The following is a 15,664-nucleotide window of genomic DNA, read 5'->3' on the forward strand; positions in this document are numbered from 1 at the left end:
TACACAGTAGAATATGCGCTCTCTCAAGTCACATTGTGGCATGGTCTTTTCGATCATCCCGTGGAGCCAAAATCAGCATGTTTATCGTTGCCGGTGCACCTGCACATTCTTCATTTAAGAAAACTCAACTATTATCACGTTTAACGTCAATTAGTTCTGTTCAATCAATTGAAAGTCAATGGGTTTACCTTTTTGACCAAGCGCTCAACGAGCAACAACAGCAATCCGCTTTACAGCTTCTCAACGATGGTCAATCTTTTGAATTGCACCAAGCAGCAAGTGACGAAGTCCAAATTTTAGTGACGCCACGTGTTGGAACCATCTCTCCGTGGTCGTCTAAGGCAACAGACATTTTTGCCAACTGTAATACACCGGTTCATCGCCTTGAACGCGGTGTTTTGTTTACTTTGAAGGGCGTAAATGCTGTTTCTGATGAAGTAAAACTAGCATTACATGACCGCATGACCGAAAGTGTTTTCAATGCTATTGAAGATGCTGCGGCACTTTTCTCTGAAACTGAACCAAAGCCTTTAAACTCAATTGATATTTTGGGTCAAGGTAAAGAAGCGTTGGTGAAAGCTAACTCTGAATTTGGTTTTGCGCTTTCTGATGAAGAAATCGATTATTTAACCGATGCATTCACAAAAATGGGTCGCAACCCGCATGACATCGAATTGATGATGTTTGCTCAAGCAAACTCTGAACACTGCCGTCATAAAATCTTTGGTTCAGAATGGACAATTGATGGTGAAGTTCAACCATTGTCATTGTTCCAAATGATTAAAAACACCTATAAAGAATCACCTACAGATGTATTGTCGGCATATAAAGACAACGCTTCTGTAATTGTTGGTTTTGACACACAGCGTTTTTATCCAAAACTAGATGCTGAAACAGGTCACCACGTTTATAAATACAAGAGTCAAGCCGCTCACATCTTGATGAAAGTGGAAACACATAACCATCCGACAGCGATTGCACCATTTGCTGGTGCAGCAACAGGTTCGGGCGGTGAAATCCGTGACGAAGGCGCAACAGGTCGTGGTGGTAAGCCAAAAGCAGGTTTAACAGGTTTTACCGTATCTAACTTGAACATTCCGGGCTTTGAACAGCCATGGGAAGAAAACTACGGCAAACCATCTCGTATGGCATCTCCACTTCAAATTATGATTGAAGGTCCATTGGGTGGTGCAGCGTTTAACAATGAATTTGGTCGTCCTGCGTTAAATGGTTACTTCCGTACATTTGAACAAAATGTCAATGGTGATGTAAAAGGCTTCCATAAGCCAATTATGATTGCCGGCGGTTACGGTAACATCCGTCCTGACCATGTTGAAAAAGATGCAATCCAACCGGGCGATCTTTTAATCGTACTTGGCGGTCCTGCAATGTTGATCGGTCTAGGCGGTGGCGCAGCGTCTTCTGTAGACAGCGGTAAGTTAGGTGAAAACCTAGACTTTGCTTCGGTGCAACGTGAAAACCCAGAAATGGAACGCCGTTGCCAAGAAGTCATCGATGCGTGCTGGCGCATGGAAGACCATAACCCAATCGTGTCTGTACATGACGTGGGTGCGGGTGGTATCTCAAATGCAATGCCTGAACTTGTGAACGATCACGAGTTAGGTGCAATCCTTGATCTTCGTAAAATTCCATCATTGGAAAAAGGCATGTCTCCGATGGAGATCTGGTCGAATGAAGCGCAAGAACGTTATGTTTTGGCGATCCGTCCATCATCTTTAGAACTCTTTGAATCACTGTGTGCACGTGAGCGTTGTCCGTTTGCGGTATTGGGTGAAGCGACTGAAGCGCGCCATTTAACCGTTGAAGATCCATTGTTTGAAAACAAAGCTGTGGATATGCCAATGCAAGTGATGCTTGGCGGTACACCACGCATGAGCCGTTCATACGAAACCATTGAACGTAAAGGCGATGACTTCACTGCTGAAACAGTAACAGATTTGAAAGATGCGATTTACCGCGTTCTTAAGAATCCAACTGTTGCATCTAAATCGTTCCTCATCACCATTGGTGACCGTTCGATTACAGGTATGGTTGCACGTGATCAGTTCGTCGGTAAGTGGCAAGTGCCTGTAGCGGATGCTGCAGTAACAACGACTAGCCTTGTTGGTTATACAGGTGAAGCGATGGCAATGGGTGAGCGTCCACCAGTTGCGTTGTTGAATCCTGCTGCTTCTGCACGTTTATCTGTAGCAGAATCAATTTCAAACATCATGTCTGCAAAAATCGACCAGATCAGTGACATTAAATTGTCTGCAAACTGGATGGCTGCAGCAGGTCAACCGGGTGAAGACCAAGCGCTATTTGAAGGCGTTAAAGCCATCGGTATGGAAATGTGTCCTGCTTTAGGTATCGCAATTCCTGTAGGTAAAGACTCATTGTCTATGCGTACAACTTGGAATGATGACGGTGTTGATAAATCTGTAACATCTCCTATGACAGGCGTGATCACAGCATTTGCACCTGTAACAGATGTTCGCAAAACATTAACACCTGAACTTAAAAATATCGAGTCTGTACTTGTACGTATCGATCTTTCTAAAGGTCAATTCCGCCTTGGCGGTTCGATCCTTGCTCAGGTTTATAAAGCAATTGGTTCTGTAACACCTGATGTAGACAGTTTTGATGACTTCAAAGCATTCTTTGCATTGGTTCAAGACTGGAACAGCCGCGATCTAATCAAGGCTTACCATGACATCGGTGATGGCGGCCTATTGGCGACTGTTGCAGAAATGATGTTCGCTTCACGCCTAGGTGTAGCACTTGAAGATCAATCTACTGCAAGCTTGTTTGCAGAAGAAATTGGTGCAGTGCTTCAAATCAGCAAAGCAGATTGGGCTGCCTTAGAAGCTGAAGTTGCAGCGTCTAGCCTTAAAGATGCAATTGCAGTGGTAGGTACTGTAAATGATACAGATACTTTAACTGTAAATGGTTTGAGCTTAGACCGTGCTGAATTACAGCAAGCATGGACTGAAGTGTCACATCAAATCCAACGTCTACGTGACAACGTAGAAACTGCGGATCAAGAATATGCGTTAATCGCTGACAAATCACATGCAGGTTTAATTGCAAAACCAACATTTGATTTGAACGAGCCTATCGAAGCACCGTACATCAATGAACGCCGTCCAAACATGGTGATTCTGCGTGAACAGGGTGTAAACGGTCATGTAGAAATGGCTGCTGCATTCGATAAAGTCGGCTTCAACACTGTAGATGTACACATGAGCGACTTGCTTGCTGGCCGTATCAGTCTTGATGACTTTGAAGGTTTAGTCGCGTGTGGCGGTTTCTCTTACGGTGACGTATTGGGCGCAGGCGGCGGTTGGGCTAAATCTGTATTGTTTAACCCGAAACTTCGTGACCAATTTGAGAAATTCTTCAACCGTGATGAAACTTTCTCTCTAGGTATTTGTAACGGCTGTCAAATGTTGTCTCAGCTTGCACCATTAATTCCAGGTGCAGACGCTTGGCCTCGTTTCCACCGCAATACTTCAGAGATGTTTGAAGCTCGTGCTGTAAACGTACGCGTTGAAAAATCAAATTCTGTATTGTTAGAAGGTATGGAAGGTTCGATTCTTCCTATCGCTGTAGCACATGGTGAAGGTCGTGTGGTTACAAGCGCAGAAAACATTGCAGCATTGAATGCTGGCGATCAAGTGATCTTGCGTTATGTAGATAGTCAAGGCAACCCAACGCAGCATTACCCAATGAACCCGAATGGTTCGCCAGAAGCGATTTCAGGTGTAACGTCTAAAGACGGTCGTGCAACGATTATGATGCCGCACCCTGAACGTAACTTCCGTGCGATTCAGCATTCTTGGAAACCAGAAGATTGGGATCAAGACGGTGCTTGGTTACGTATGTTCCGTAATGCACGTAAATTTATTGGTTAATCTTAGATAGATGAATAATAGAAAAGAGCCGCCTTCGGGTGGCTTTTTTTATGTTTAAAATTTACCAAAAGATATATTAATTATTGTGAATGCTTATTTTTACACATATAATCGCTTTCGATTTTTAACCACCTGCGGGTGGTTTTTTGTTGGTTTTAAATTTTTATTTCTCCCACTGAACTTGGTTTAGATTTTGCTTTTATATTTGTGGAAACATGCTAGTGTGTAATTTATGCACAATAACTATGCAAGATTAAAGACTAGCAAGATAAAAGAAAGATGGATAAGTAAACGAGTTCAGTATCAACACTCATGATGAGGTGATGACATGATTAAAATAGTAGAATATTCGGCAGTGGATAAGTCTGCGCTGCGTAAAAAGGGCTGGAAGCTTTTTAGTGCAGTCGTGTGTTTGCAGTTGGTGTTTTTAGTTTTGGGTTATGCTTTGCAGATGTAATATTTGAACAATTGAAACCGCCGTGAGGCGGTTTTTTATAAACCATCATCTCTGGGAGATAGCCAGTCTTTATATTTTACTTTTAAGTCCTGTTTAAGAATTTCATCTTGAATAATAAAATCAATACCACCATCATAAGGTGCAACAATAATTTTTTTATCAAATGAAATGAGAAAGGCTTCAATTTCTTCATTTGCAATTTTTAATAATAAATCATCATGTTTTTTAGGCCGCCATATTACTTGAGTGTATAAAGGTATAAAACAGTTATCATTTTTATCACCATCATCAAAGTAATCAGGATCTATCTGATGTAGATTTATAGAAGGAGATTCTATTAAATTGTAGGAAATGATTTTTCTTCTATCATACTCAGGGTGGAAATAATTTGGCTCTGGCTGAGAATAATGTGGCGTAATATAATTACCAGTCACAAGGTAAACCGAGGTATCTAAGCCTAAGCAATCTGTAATGATCTGATTTTGATGATCTAATAAAAGTAGCACTTCTTCTGTTGTGTCTGCATATTGTTTAGACTTTGGCAAACTGTGTATACGGAACCAATATTCTGAAAAATAAAATTTAAATACGTATGGAATTGGAACTTTATTTGGAAAGTGATCATTCTATTGTTGTTCAAAGGTTTTAGTCATTGTTAATCTTTATATATTCTTAATGGGTTTAATATAACTTAGCATTAGGTAAATTTTCATATATCAAATGCAATGCTCAAGCTTATCTACTTCATACCTGAATAGCATCTTGAATCTACCAAACTTGCCGTATTTGAAGCAGGTGTCAGAGGTAGGCAATTTTGAGCACTGTACGTGGTAAATTTAGAGACAATACCAACTCAACATTTAGTCCGACAGAGCCTAACGGGCGACATCCATGTCGTAGGTTCCGTGATCAAATATTAAAATTTGATTTGATGATTGACTGTTAATGATTCTATTTAAATCATTAACTGAATCTGTTTTAACACAGCCTTTAACGTATTTTCATAATCAAAAGCAGCATTAGTACTGTCTTGGTATCGCCAAGCGACATAACCATCTGGACGAACTAAGACAGCGCCTGATTCATGAATTTCAGATTTCGCATTCCATGTACCATAAACGTCACGGTATTCACGAGAACCAATTTGAATCACATCTAAATAAGGTAGATTCAACGATTCAGCAGCAGATTTCCAACCTTTTCCTGAAAGACCTGTCAGTAGGGTGAAATGACCATGCCCTGTAATATCTAAAGTTGATTGCTTATCGCCTTTGGCATCAATAATCCAAGTATGTGGAACTTTAGCCCCTGGACGCGTGGTCGCTTGTAAGTACAGTTGTTGATCTTTTTCAAATACTTCAGGTTCAGAATTTGAGCTTAAGTTGTGATGCCTTGGTCAAAGCCAAATACCTCTTTGAGATGCTTATAGTCAAAGCGAGATTGATTGGCACGCGCCACGATTTGCTTGCCAACAGGCGCACGCTCTAATGTATAAGAATCAAGTAGCCATGGCAGTGACCAACCTTTAACTGCGTATGCAAGTTTCCAACCGAGGTTAAAAGCATCTTGCATACAGGTATTTGAGCCTAAGCCACTTGATGGTGGATGACGATGTACCGCATCACCGCCGCAGAATACACGCCCTTTCGAGTATTCAGTTGCCCATGTTTGGTTCACATACCAATAAGACAATTTTTGAATTTCGACATTTTCTACTTCAGCACCGACAAAGGCATTTAAACGCGCACGAACTTGCTCTTCGGTGACTTGTGGTTCGCCTTTGGAAATATCAAAGCCCCAACCCATAATCCATTCATTCCAAGGTGTAATGGCACGGAGTAAGCCCATGCCCAGATCACCAAAGCTCGCTTCAGGGTTAACAATCCATTGCAAAATAGCAGGGCGGTTTTTCACATATTGAGAGAGATCTGCTTTAAACGTGACATAGACTGTACCTGCGCGAGACATCACCCCTTCAAGGGGTAAATCAAGCTGTTCAAGGATTTTGGATTTTGCCCCATCCATACCGACCAAATATTTGGCACGTAAGCTGAATTCAGTATTTGTAATACGATTTAAAAAGGTTGCTGTTACACCATGCTCATCTTGTATATGCGATAAATATTCAGTATTAAAATTATAAATCGCACCACGCTCGGCTGCATTTTTTACCAACAAAGCTTCCATTTTCGGTTGAATAAGATCGACTAATGGACAGGGGCTACCTTTAATATAATCGCCATGACGTTCATCACCCGTGCCCCAAGCACTCATACGGGCAATTTCTTCACCGACAAGACTTGTGGTAATGAGGCTTTCACCCATCTGCTCCCAAGGAGTTGCAATTTCTTTGACCTGTTCTTCGATACCTAAGTCACGTAACACTTCCATCGCACGTTGGTTGGTAATATGGGCACGAGGACTATTGGTTAACCAATTAAATTGGGTAAAAAGCTGAACCTGAATACCGTAATTTGCCAAGGCTAAACCTAAAGTAGAACCTGCAGGCCCTGTGCCAATAATCAGAACATCGGTATCGTATTGCTGTGTCATACAAAACTCCATGTGTATGTGAAGCGCAAACTTGGAATAGTCCGCAGTCTAGGCAAATGATTTTCCGAGTAGAATGGATATTCATATAAACTATAGATCTATTGGTATTTTGACTGCATGACACGGGTGATGTAGTGAGTGTGTGGAGTGAAGCGAATGGAATTACGACATTTACGTTATTTTGTGACGGTGGCGAAAGAACAGAGTTTCACTAAGGCAGCGGAAAAACTATTTACAGCACAACCATCGCTCAGTCAGCAAATTAAAGACTTAGAGCAGGAGGTTGGGGTGCAATTATTTGAACGTTCTGCCCGAAAAGTCTTACTGACCGATGAGTGGCAGGCTTTTCTGAAATATGCAGAGCAAGCACTAGAAAATGCCAAACAAGCTATAGCAGCAGCTCGCCACGTGGCGCAAGCCAAAAATAATCAAATACATATTGGCTTTTTAAATGTCGCAGAATTGAAAATTATGCCGAGTATTTTGGCGCAATTAAAACAACATATCCCTGATTTGAAAATTCATTTACATAGCTTGACGTGTACAGAGCAGATTCAAAAACTAAAAAATACTGAATTGGATATTAGCTTTACGCGTTATCACTTAAGTCATGACGACTTTACCAATATTCAGGTTTTAAGTGAGCAGATCTATCTAGTCGGTGCAGCGCATCTGCATCCATCAGATCGAATCTTAAAACTTCAAGAATTAAAAAATCACACCATTATTATGTGTGAGCAAAATGTTTCTCCTGTGTTTTACGATACCTTAAATGTCTTGATTCCTTTTGATCAGCATCAACATGATCATATGCTGTGGGTGACCAATGTCATGCAGCATTTAAATTTGATTAATATGGGCATGGGCCTGAGTTTTGTGCCCGAATATTTACTCAAATTTTTTAATGATTCGGTCAAAGTCATTCAAACAGATGTGGAATTACCGAAACTAGGTTTATATGCAACCTATCCGAATGCATCGAATAATGTTGCATTGAAAATGATTTACAGTGCTTTAAATAATGTAACTGCACAATAGCGTCTGGAATAGCCAATGTTAAAACTAATTTATTATGTACCTGAGTCTCACCTAGAGTCGACTAAACTTGCTGTATTTGACGCAGGTGCAGGCGGTATAGGCAACTATGAACACTGCGCTTGGCAAGTACTTGGAACAGGGCAGTTTAAACCTGTAAAAGGTGCAAATCCATTTATTGGTGAGTTAGATATGTTGGAGAAAATTCCAGAATGGCGCGTGGAAATGATTGTACCTGAAGATAAAGCGAGTGAGGTCGCAAGGGCTTTAAAAGTAAGTCATCCTTATGAAGAGCCAGCATTTGAGTTTATTCAAATGGTGGATATTCAATTTTAATGATGCTTTTAAATTTTTAAGTTATAGAAAAAAGTAGATACACGAAGGGTGACATGGATGTCACCCGTTAGACAGAGATTCAAGGATGAATCTTCTGTCTAACAAGGGATTTTGGTTACTTTGATCCTTCAAAGTAACGTAATACCTACGCGTTATAAACTAAAGTCACGTAGCTAATTGAGGTTGTGAGTATTCAATTGAAAGCAAGTTAAACCTTCTGAATAAATAAATCACGGTCAAAACGATACTGCGGGAAGAATACACCATCTTTAGCACGTTCACCTGCACCAATCACCATCACTGGGTATTGCTGAGCATTTAATCCTAAAATCTTCTTCACCAAAGGTTCATCAAAACCTTCCATCATACAACTGTCAAAACCATAGGCACGTAAAGCCAAAACTAAGTTTTCACAAGCCAATGCTGTGGTTTTGCTCGCCCAAAGTTTTGCATCTGCTTCATTAAAAGCTGTTACAGGCAATTGTTTATCCAGTGTACGTGCAACTTTGAAAGCAACTTTCTTAAAGTTACCTAGGGCGTTGAAGTAACCAGTTTTATAGTTATAAGGAATAAACTTGTAATACTTCTGTACCGCTGCGGGTGCTTCAGGAAATGGAAATTCAGAAATATTCCGTTTTGCCATTTCATCTACACGGTCGGTACGCGCGACACAGACAATCAATTCAGCAGCAGTTTTTGCAGCTAGTTGCCCTAAGCAAGCTTTCACCAATTGTTTTTTCTTTGCAGGGTTCTGAACGACATAGAATGTCCACGGTTGTAAATTCGATGAATTCGGTGCAAGCAAGGCGAGGTCTAAGCATTCATCTAAAACGTCGTTTGGAATGGCCTTGTCGGTAAACTTACGTACAGAACGACGGCTTTGTACAACTTTTTTAAAATTCTCGATATCGATGCCTTCAGGCGCAGGCTCGTAGTAGCGTTTCTTTTCAGGTTTAGTTTCAGTTTGTGATACTGCAGTCATGTGGAAACATCCAGTTTTTTAATTTAGAAAATAGATTGGGGCTGAGATGAAAAAAACCACCCAAATATGAGTGGTTTTTTAGTTACATTAAAACATTAATTGAACTGAGAGAAGTCAGGTTTGCGTTTTTGCATAAAGGCGGCAACAGCTTCCATCATTTCTGGAGAGCCTACACGATCCATGAAAATCTCAGCTTCATGATCAATCCATGCCACGATTTCATCTACATTATGTTTCATTAATGCTTTCGATTGAACCAAAGACGCTAGTGGAAGTGCAGATAACTGTGCTGCTTTTTTCGCAGCTGTCGCATAAGCATCTTCTTCAATGCTATTGACCAAATTTGCTGAAAGCGCTGTCGCACTATCAAACTTCTGAGCAGTTAACAGTAATTCCGCCGCTTTATGGTAGCCGGCTTGTTGAACCAATAGCTTGCTCGATGCACCTTCAGGCGATAGACCAAGGCTCACAAACGGAATTTGGAATAGGGCAGTATTGTCGCTGTAGACAAGATCGCAATGAAGCAGAATCGTAACACCAATCCCAATGGCAACACCGCGAACCGCAGCAATCAGCGGCTTAGAAAATTGAGCAGCAGATTTTAACAAAATAAAAGGTGCGCCTTCTGAAGCTGGAGCTTGTCCTTTTTGAGCAGCAGATTTCATAAAATCTTGCATGTCATTGCCCGCACTGAAGTCTGCATCTTGACCACGGAGTACTACTACACGCACTGAAGTATCTTGATCAGCTTCATCTAATGCTTTTGCAATCCACAGATATAATTCTGTATACAGCGCGTTCTTCGCCTGAGGTCGGTTAATGGCTAAGGTCAGTACGCCATTGTCCAAATTCGCATTCAAATGTTCATGGGGTTGTTGAATACAGCTCAGTGTCATCGTACTATCCTTGCGTAAAAGTTTCGTTTTGATTTTATGCTCGACATTATGTCGCATATTTCAGCCTGTGGCACAACTGCTCAGTTCATAAAAAGTTTGATTTGATATGAAATATACATTTGATTATTTGGTTTTCATTGGGCGTTTTCAGCCGTTCCATTTAGCGCATTTGCAAACCATTAAAATTGCCTTGCAACAAAGTCAATATGTGCTTCTGGCGCTTGGTTCGGCGCAAAATGAACGTAATATCAAAAATCCATTTTTGGCTGTAGAACGTGAGCAGATGATCTTGTCGAATTTTTCAGAGCAAGATCAGAAGCGAATCAAGTTTGTGCATGTGATTGATGTATATAACGATGAAAAATGGCAAAAGTTAGTCAAATCTTTAGTAAGTGACGTGGTTGAAACGAATGCAAAAGTCGGTTTGATTGGACATTTTAAAGATGATTCTTCTTATTATTTAAAATTCTTCCCCGAGTGGGAAATGGTTGAGCTGGATAGTCTAGAAGGGGCGATTTCTGCGACACCAGTACGTGAAGCGTATTTTCGTGGTGAAATTGAACGAGATGCCTTTCCTCAAGGTACCATTGATTTTTTGCTAAAATTTCAACAGACAGACATTTATAAACAACTTCAACACAAATTTATGACTCAGGATAAAACAAATCTGCTATAAAAAAAAACGCTAAATTTCTAGCACCACAATGGAGTAAAAAAATAAACATTGTAGTGATTTTAGGCTGTGTTTTATTCAGGAGAAAAACATGAGTTTGCGTCAGGGAACGTTTGCAAAATATATGGGAGCCTTCGCTTTATGTTGCGTATTTCCCCTACATGCTGCTGAATGGACGCTAACGCCTAATAGTCAGGTCACTTTTGGTATTAAATCTGTGGGGCTGTCTATTGTAGAAGGCCGCTTTAATAAGGTTCAATCGAACCTAAAATTTGATCCTGAAATTCCGCATAAAGGTTCAGCGCATTTAGTGTTAGATGTGGATAGCATCAGTTTTAGTAACCCAAGCTTGAAAGGATTAATCTTGGGCAGTGAATATTTTGATGCCGCTGAATTTAAGCAAGTGAAGTTTGTCAGTAAACAAATCGAACCCGTGGCTTATGCCAAGTATATGATTCGAGGGGATCTCACCATTCGTGGCATCACTAAGCCTGTGATCTTCGATACCACACTCACCCCAAGCCCACAAAATCCAAAAGTGTTGGATGTTCAATCTTTAGCAACCATTAAACGTAGTGATTTTGGTATGCGTAAAGCACTCGGTGGAGTAGGTGAGCAAGTATTAATACAACTCAAAGGCCAATGGCGGCTTGAATAACCCTATTTTGCTGGCTTCAACACATATGATCTTTGGCGTGTTGTAGCATAACAGCAGTTATTTTCTGTAATTGAATTGATTGTTGGTTCCAATGATGCCAATACAAGGCTAAATCAATACTGAGTTCTGTTGAAAGCTCTATCAATTTTCCCGCTGCTAATAAGTCTTTGCTTTGATAGTCGGGTAACCATCCATAGCCCAAGCCCATCGTAATGGCATCAAAAAATGCAGTTGAAGAGGGAATGAAATGATGCGGATATTGTGAAGGATTGAGCCCGAAATTCTTCTGAATCGATTGCGTATGTAGGTCATCCTTCTCATTAAAAATCAGTGCAGGCGCAGCCCTTAAGGCATTTCGCGTCACGCCTTGACCGAACCATCTTTGGATAAAATCAGGGGTTGCTACAAAGCGATAATGCATTTCTCCCAGATATTCTGCAACGCAGCCCTTCATGGCTTCCGATTCTGTTGTGACACAGGCATTGACTAGTCCTGCTTCTAATAAATGATGTGTTTGTGACTGATCATCGACCTGAAAATGAATCACGATTTTTTCTTCAATTAAGAGATCTTTGAATAGCGGAAGCAACCATGTCGCAAGTGAGTCAGCATTGGTTGCAATATTGACTTGATAGAAAGCATTCGCCGTTTGTCCTGTTAGATTTTGAAGAAAATTATGTTCTAATAATTTGCTGTGTTGTAGATAATGCAATAAAGATTGGCCTGCAAGTGTTGGACGGCACGGACGTTCACGTACAATGAGCACATGACCTAATTTCTTTTCTAAAGTTTGCAGCCTGAGCGTGACCGCAGATGCCGTAATATTTAAACGCAGTGCCGCTTGTTCAAAGCTTCCTGTTTCAGCAACTGCAAGAAATGCTTCACTATGTTTGCTTTGTAACATGAGTCACCTATGAGCATTAGAGATTCCATAAACTAAGAAAAACTTAGTTATAATGATATTTATTTATAAATACTTATTTTTAACAATAAGCTTCGATAATAGCAACATTCATTTAATGCTTTGAAAGTGTAGTTAAAAAATGTTGCACAGTTATATGCAAGGGCTCGCAATTGGATTTAGCCTAATTATCGCGATTGGTGCGCAAAATGCGTTTATTCTCAAGCAGGGGTTAAAAAAGCAGTATGTCTTTTGGCTTTGCGCTATTTGTGCTGCTTCTGATTCGATACTCATCTTATTGGGTGTACTCGGATTCTCCCAATTGGTTGAAAGTTATCCGGAAATTGTGAGTGGAGCGAAATATTTAGGCGCAACGTTTTTAACAGTTTATGGAGCACAGCATTTTCTGCAAGCCTTCAAAACTTCGAGCAGTTTAGCGCCCAATGAGAAGAATGAAACCAAACTATTGAAGTTGGTGCTGATTTGCTTGGCTTTAACGTGGTTAAATCCACATGTATATCTCGATACGGTTGTGCTGATTGGGTCTATTTCAACGAAGTTTGAATCGACAGCCGTATATTTTGCGATTGGGGCAATTACAGCTTCATGGGTGTTTTTCTTTGTCCTCGGATTTGGCGCGCGCTATTTATTACCGCTCTTCCAAAGTGCAAAGGCATGGAAGGTTTTAGACTTTATTATTGGCGTTGTGATGTGGGGAATTGCAATTTCATTATTGCTCTAGTTAGAAGCTCTTATTAAGTTTGAGCCCATTCCTATAGGAGCAGGCTCAAATCATTTATTTTATGCTGCTTGTAGTGCTTTTAAATCTTCTAAGACTTGTTCTGCATGGCCTGCAGCTTTGACTTTGCGATATTCTTTTACCAGCTTGCCATGATGGAAAATAAAGGTTGAACGTTCGATGCCCATAACCTTTTTGCCATACATATTTTTTTCTTTAATCACGTCAAAATGCTGACATAGCACTTCTTCTTTATCACTGATTAAATCAATGCTTAGATTTTGCTTTTCAGTGAAGTTTTGATGGGCTTTAACCGAGTCACGAGAAATGCCGTAGATTGGGGTATTAAGCGCATCAAACTGATCTTTTAAGCATGAAAACCCAATGGCTTGCGTCGTACATCCTGGTGTTGAATCTTTAGGGTAGAAGTAAACAATCAGCCAGTCATTGTTAAGTTCCGCAAGGTTAACTTCACCTGAGGTAGTTGGAAAGGTTTGATTTGGTAAGCTAATTTCAGTCATGAAGATTTCCTTTTTCGTGTCTTATCCCTAAAGGGGCTTAAACAAAGTATGTGAAATATGACCATCATACAGAATTTACTTTGAACTTAAAGCAATAAAAAAGCCTGCATTTGCAGGCTTTTTTAAGACGAAAATTATTTTTTCGCTTGAGCAGATTTCATTGCTTCTTCAGTTAAATTTTTTAATTTACCTGTTAACTGAGGACCGAAACATGCTTGAAGGTCTTTATTTTGTTTTTGAACAAAAGCGAGTGTTGCAGGGCTTTTCTTCTGGTTGATTGTGCTTTGGATTTCCCATTTTTGAGCATTGGTTAAACGACCATCTGCTTCAACAGCACACGTACAGTATTTGCTAACTTCAGCGGCAGTTAGTTTTTTACCTTTGCCAGTTTCTTCTTTACAAACATTAATTAACGAAGATTTAACGTTAGTGCTCTTATATGCTTGTTGAAGCTTGTCGTTGTCAGCGTGTGCAACTGAAGCAAACAATGCAGCTGCAGAGAAAGCAGCAGAAAGAATAATGTTTGATTTTAAATTTTTCATAAACCCTACCTTGTTATTTCGGTATGTAACGTGTCGGATCTTCAACACCTGCGTCAACGAAACCTTGTTTACGAAGACGGCAGCTATCGCATTTACCGCAAGCACGACCTTGGTCATCTGCTTGATAGCAAGACACCGTTTGACTGTAGTCTACGCCATGTTCTATACCTAAGCGAATGATATTTGCTTTGGATAAATGTAACAGAGGTGTTTCAAATTTAAGTGGTTTTCCTTCAACGCCAACCTTTGTTGCAAGGCGAGCCATGTTGGCAAATGCTTCGATAAACTCTGGACGACAGTCTGGATAGCCTGAGTAATCAACTGCATTAATACCAATGACAATCGCTTCTGCACCAAAAACTTCCGCCGCAGCTAAAGCATATGACAAGAAAATCGTGTTACGCGCTGGTACATAAGTTACAGGAATACCGGCTTGTTCATGATCAGGAACTTCAATGCTATGGTCAGTTAACGCAGAGCCACCTAAGTTACCTAAATCGATATTAATGACACGATGTTCTACACCAGCCTGCTTAGTTAACTCACGAGCAGCATCCAGTTCTGTCGTAGAACGTTGACCATACATAAAACTTAAGGCAATACATTCATAACGTGCTTGAGCCCAAGCTAAACAAGTGGTTGAGTCTAAGCCGCCAGACAATAAAACTATGGCACGAGGGCGCATATGCATTACTCCAAATAATTCTTTAAAACTTAACGACCAGTTTCATCGTTCCAAAGCAACTTATGTAATTGCAATTGGAAGCGAACAGGGAGATGGTCTTCTAAAATCCATTGTGCTAAATCACGTGCAAGCTGAGGCAAACGAACAGCACCTTTTTCAATGGCAAAGGCCGGAGAGAACCAAATGGTGCTAACTTTTTCGTTTAGCTTATAGCGCTCAACTTGCTGTTTTGACCATTCATAGTCTTCACGATTACAAATTACAAATTTGATTTGGTCGTGTTGAGTTAGATGATCGAAGTTGCTAAGCAAATTTCGTGCAACTTCACCCGAAGTTGGGGTTTTTAAATCCATAACTTTAGAAACACGCGGATCAACTTTAGAGACATCTAAAGCACCACTTGTTTCTAAAGAAACTTCGCAGCCTAAATCGGCCAGACGAGTCATGAGGGGAAGAGCGTTCGGTTGAGCAAGCGGCTCACCACCCGTCACGCAAATATAAGGGGTTTTAAAATCTAAAGTAGTTTGAATAATTTCTTCTAATGATTGGCGTTCACCGCCTTCAAACGAATAGGTCGTATCACAATAAGTGCAACGTAACGGACAGCCCGTTAAGCGGATAAAGACCGTAGGCAAACCTGCGGTATTGGCTTCACCTTGCAATGAATAAAAAATCTCCGTAATACGTAAACCCGCAGACGGATCAGAAACAGGAATAGCGGAAGATCGAAGGGTACTCATAACAAAATTAACCAGATATAAAAAAACAAAAA

Annotated in this window: 15 protein-coding genes and 1 pseudogene; 7 read left to right on the forward strand and 9 right to left on the reverse strand. The window is 40.4% G+C overall.

Going from position 1 to position 15,664, the window contains the following annotated elements:
* Positions 1 to 77 precede the first annotated feature (77 nt).
* Together purL and G0029_RS18420 are read left to right on the forward strand one after the other, a co-directional pair.
* Entirely contained in the window at positions 78 to 3,914 is a 3,837-nt protein-coding gene (gene purL / locus G0029_RS04895) for a phosphoribosylformylglycinamidine synthase (protein ID WP_180107995.1), read from the forward strand.
* 328 nt (positions 3,915 to 4,242) lie between these two features.
* Positions 4,243 to 4,371: a KGW motif small protein gene (locus G0029_RS18420; RefSeq protein WP_257223223.1), complete on the forward strand. Its 129-nt coding sequence runs from the start codon at positions 4,243 to 4,245 to the stop codon at positions 4,369 to 4,371.
* Between the two features lie 35 nt (positions 4,372 to 4,406).
* Here the strand turns inward: G0029_RS18420 and G0029_RS04900 are convergent, their stop codons facing one another.
* Together G0029_RS04900 and G0029_RS04905 are read right to left on the reverse strand one after the other, a co-directional pair.
* Positions 4,407 to 4,916 carry a hypothetical protein gene (locus G0029_RS04900; protein ID WP_227591864.1) on the reverse strand — a complete coding sequence of 170 codons (510 nt, stop codon included), beginning with the start codon at positions 4,914 to 4,916 and terminating at the stop codon, positions 4,407 to 4,409.
* 410 nt (positions 4,917 to 5,326) lie between these two features.
* Positions 5,327 to 6,924, reverse strand: a pseudogene (locus G0029_RS04905) (FAD-dependent monooxygenase).
* A 156-nt stretch (positions 6,925 to 7,080) separates the two neighbouring features.
* Between G0029_RS04905 and G0029_RS04910 the strand changes: the two are divergent.
* On the forward strand, positions 7,081 to 7,962 hold the full coding sequence (locus G0029_RS04910; protein WP_180110022.1) for a LysR family transcriptional regulator: 882 nt from the start codon (positions 7,081 to 7,083) through the stop codon (positions 7,960 to 7,962).
* Positions 7,963 to 7,977: 15 nt separating this feature from the next.
* Positions 7,978 to 8,295 (forward strand): NGG1p interacting factor NIF3, encoded by a 318-nt coding sequence (locus G0029_RS04915; protein ID WP_180110023.1) that lies wholly within the window; start codon positions 7,978 to 7,980, stop codon positions 8,293 to 8,295.
* 208 nt (positions 8,296 to 8,503) lie between these two features.
* Here the strand turns inward: G0029_RS04915 and G0029_RS04920 are convergent, their stop codons facing one another.
* Both G0029_RS04920 and G0029_RS04925 read right to left on the reverse strand, forming a co-directional pair.
* Positions 8,504 to 9,277 (reverse strand): nitroreductase family protein, encoded by a 774-nt coding sequence (locus G0029_RS04920; protein ID WP_078192029.1) that lies wholly within the window; start codon positions 9,275 to 9,277, stop codon positions 8,504 to 8,506.
* Between the two features lie 95 nt (positions 9,278 to 9,372).
* A complete protein-coding gene (locus tag G0029_RS04925) occupies positions 9,373 to 10,173 on the reverse strand; it encodes an enoyl-CoA hydratase-related protein (protein ID WP_078192396.1) in 801 nt (266 codons plus the stop codon).
* A gap of 106 nt (positions 10,174 to 10,279) precedes the next feature.
* Here G0029_RS04925 and G0029_RS04930 point away from each other — a divergent pair, with 106 nt between their 5' ends.
* On the forward strand, positions 10,280 to 10,849 hold the full coding sequence (locus tag G0029_RS04930) for a nicotinate-nicotinamide nucleotide adenylyltransferase (protein WP_180107996.1): 570 nt from the start codon (positions 10,280 to 10,282) through the stop codon (positions 10,847 to 10,849).
* Positions 10,850 to 10,937: 88 nt separating this feature from the next.
* The gene (locus G0029_RS04935; RefSeq protein ID WP_180107997.1) at positions 10,938 to 11,504 is read left to right on the forward strand and encodes a YceI family protein; all 567 of its coding nucleotides are present in this window, start codon (positions 10,938 to 10,940) and stop codon (positions 11,502 to 11,504) included.
* Positions 11,505 to 11,520: 16 nt separating this feature from the next.
* Here the strand turns inward: G0029_RS04935 and G0029_RS04940 are convergent, their stop codons facing one another.
* On the reverse strand, positions 11,521 to 12,408 hold the full coding sequence (locus tag G0029_RS04940) for a LysR family transcriptional regulator ArgP (protein ID WP_180110024.1): 888 nt from the start codon (positions 12,406 to 12,408) through the stop codon (positions 11,521 to 11,523).
* Positions 12,409 to 12,547: 139 nt separating this feature from the next.
* Between G0029_RS04940 and G0029_RS04945 the strand changes: the two genes are divergently transcribed.
* Positions 12,548 to 13,147, forward strand: coding sequence for a LysE/ArgO family amino acid transporter (locus tag G0029_RS04945; protein WP_180107999.1), 600 nt, complete (start codon positions 12,548 to 12,550; stop codon positions 13,145 to 13,147).
* Positions 13,148 to 13,206: 59 nt separating this feature from the next.
* Here G0029_RS04945 and G0029_RS04950 read toward each other — a convergent pair whose 3' ends face one another.
* The 4 genes from G0029_RS04950 to queE all read right to left on the reverse strand — a co-directional run bounded on the left by G0029_RS04950 (position 13,207) and on the right by queE (position 15,632).
* The gene (locus G0029_RS04950; RefSeq protein ID WP_111883962.1) at positions 13,207 to 13,665 is read right to left on the reverse strand and encodes a peroxiredoxin; all 459 of its coding nucleotides are present in this window, start codon (positions 13,663 to 13,665) and stop codon (positions 13,207 to 13,209) included.
* A gap of 134 nt (positions 13,666 to 13,799) precedes the next feature.
* Positions 13,800 to 14,207, reverse strand: a complete 408-nt coding sequence (locus tag G0029_RS04955; RefSeq protein ID WP_078192024.1) for a hypothetical protein — start codon at positions 14,205 to 14,207, stop codon at positions 13,800 to 13,802.
* 13 nt (positions 14,208 to 14,220) lie between these two features.
* Positions 14,221 to 14,892 (reverse strand): 7-cyano-7-deazaguanine synthase QueC, encoded by a 672-nt coding sequence (gene queC, locus G0029_RS04960; protein ID WP_078190349.1) that lies wholly within the window; start codon positions 14,890 to 14,892, stop codon positions 14,221 to 14,223.
* A 29-nt stretch (positions 14,893 to 14,921) separates the two neighbouring features.
* Positions 14,922 to 15,632: a 7-carboxy-7-deazaguanine synthase QueE gene (gene queE, locus G0029_RS04965; protein WP_180108000.1), complete on the reverse strand. Its 711-nt coding sequence runs from the start codon at positions 15,630 to 15,632 to the stop codon at positions 14,922 to 14,924.
* Positions 15,633 to 15,664: the final 32 nt, after the last annotated feature.

The sequence above is a fragment of the Acinetobacter sp. YH12138 genome (assembly GCF_015218525.1).
Lineage (GTDB): Bacteria > Pseudomonadota > Gammaproteobacteria > Pseudomonadales > Moraxellaceae > Acinetobacter > Acinetobacter amyesii.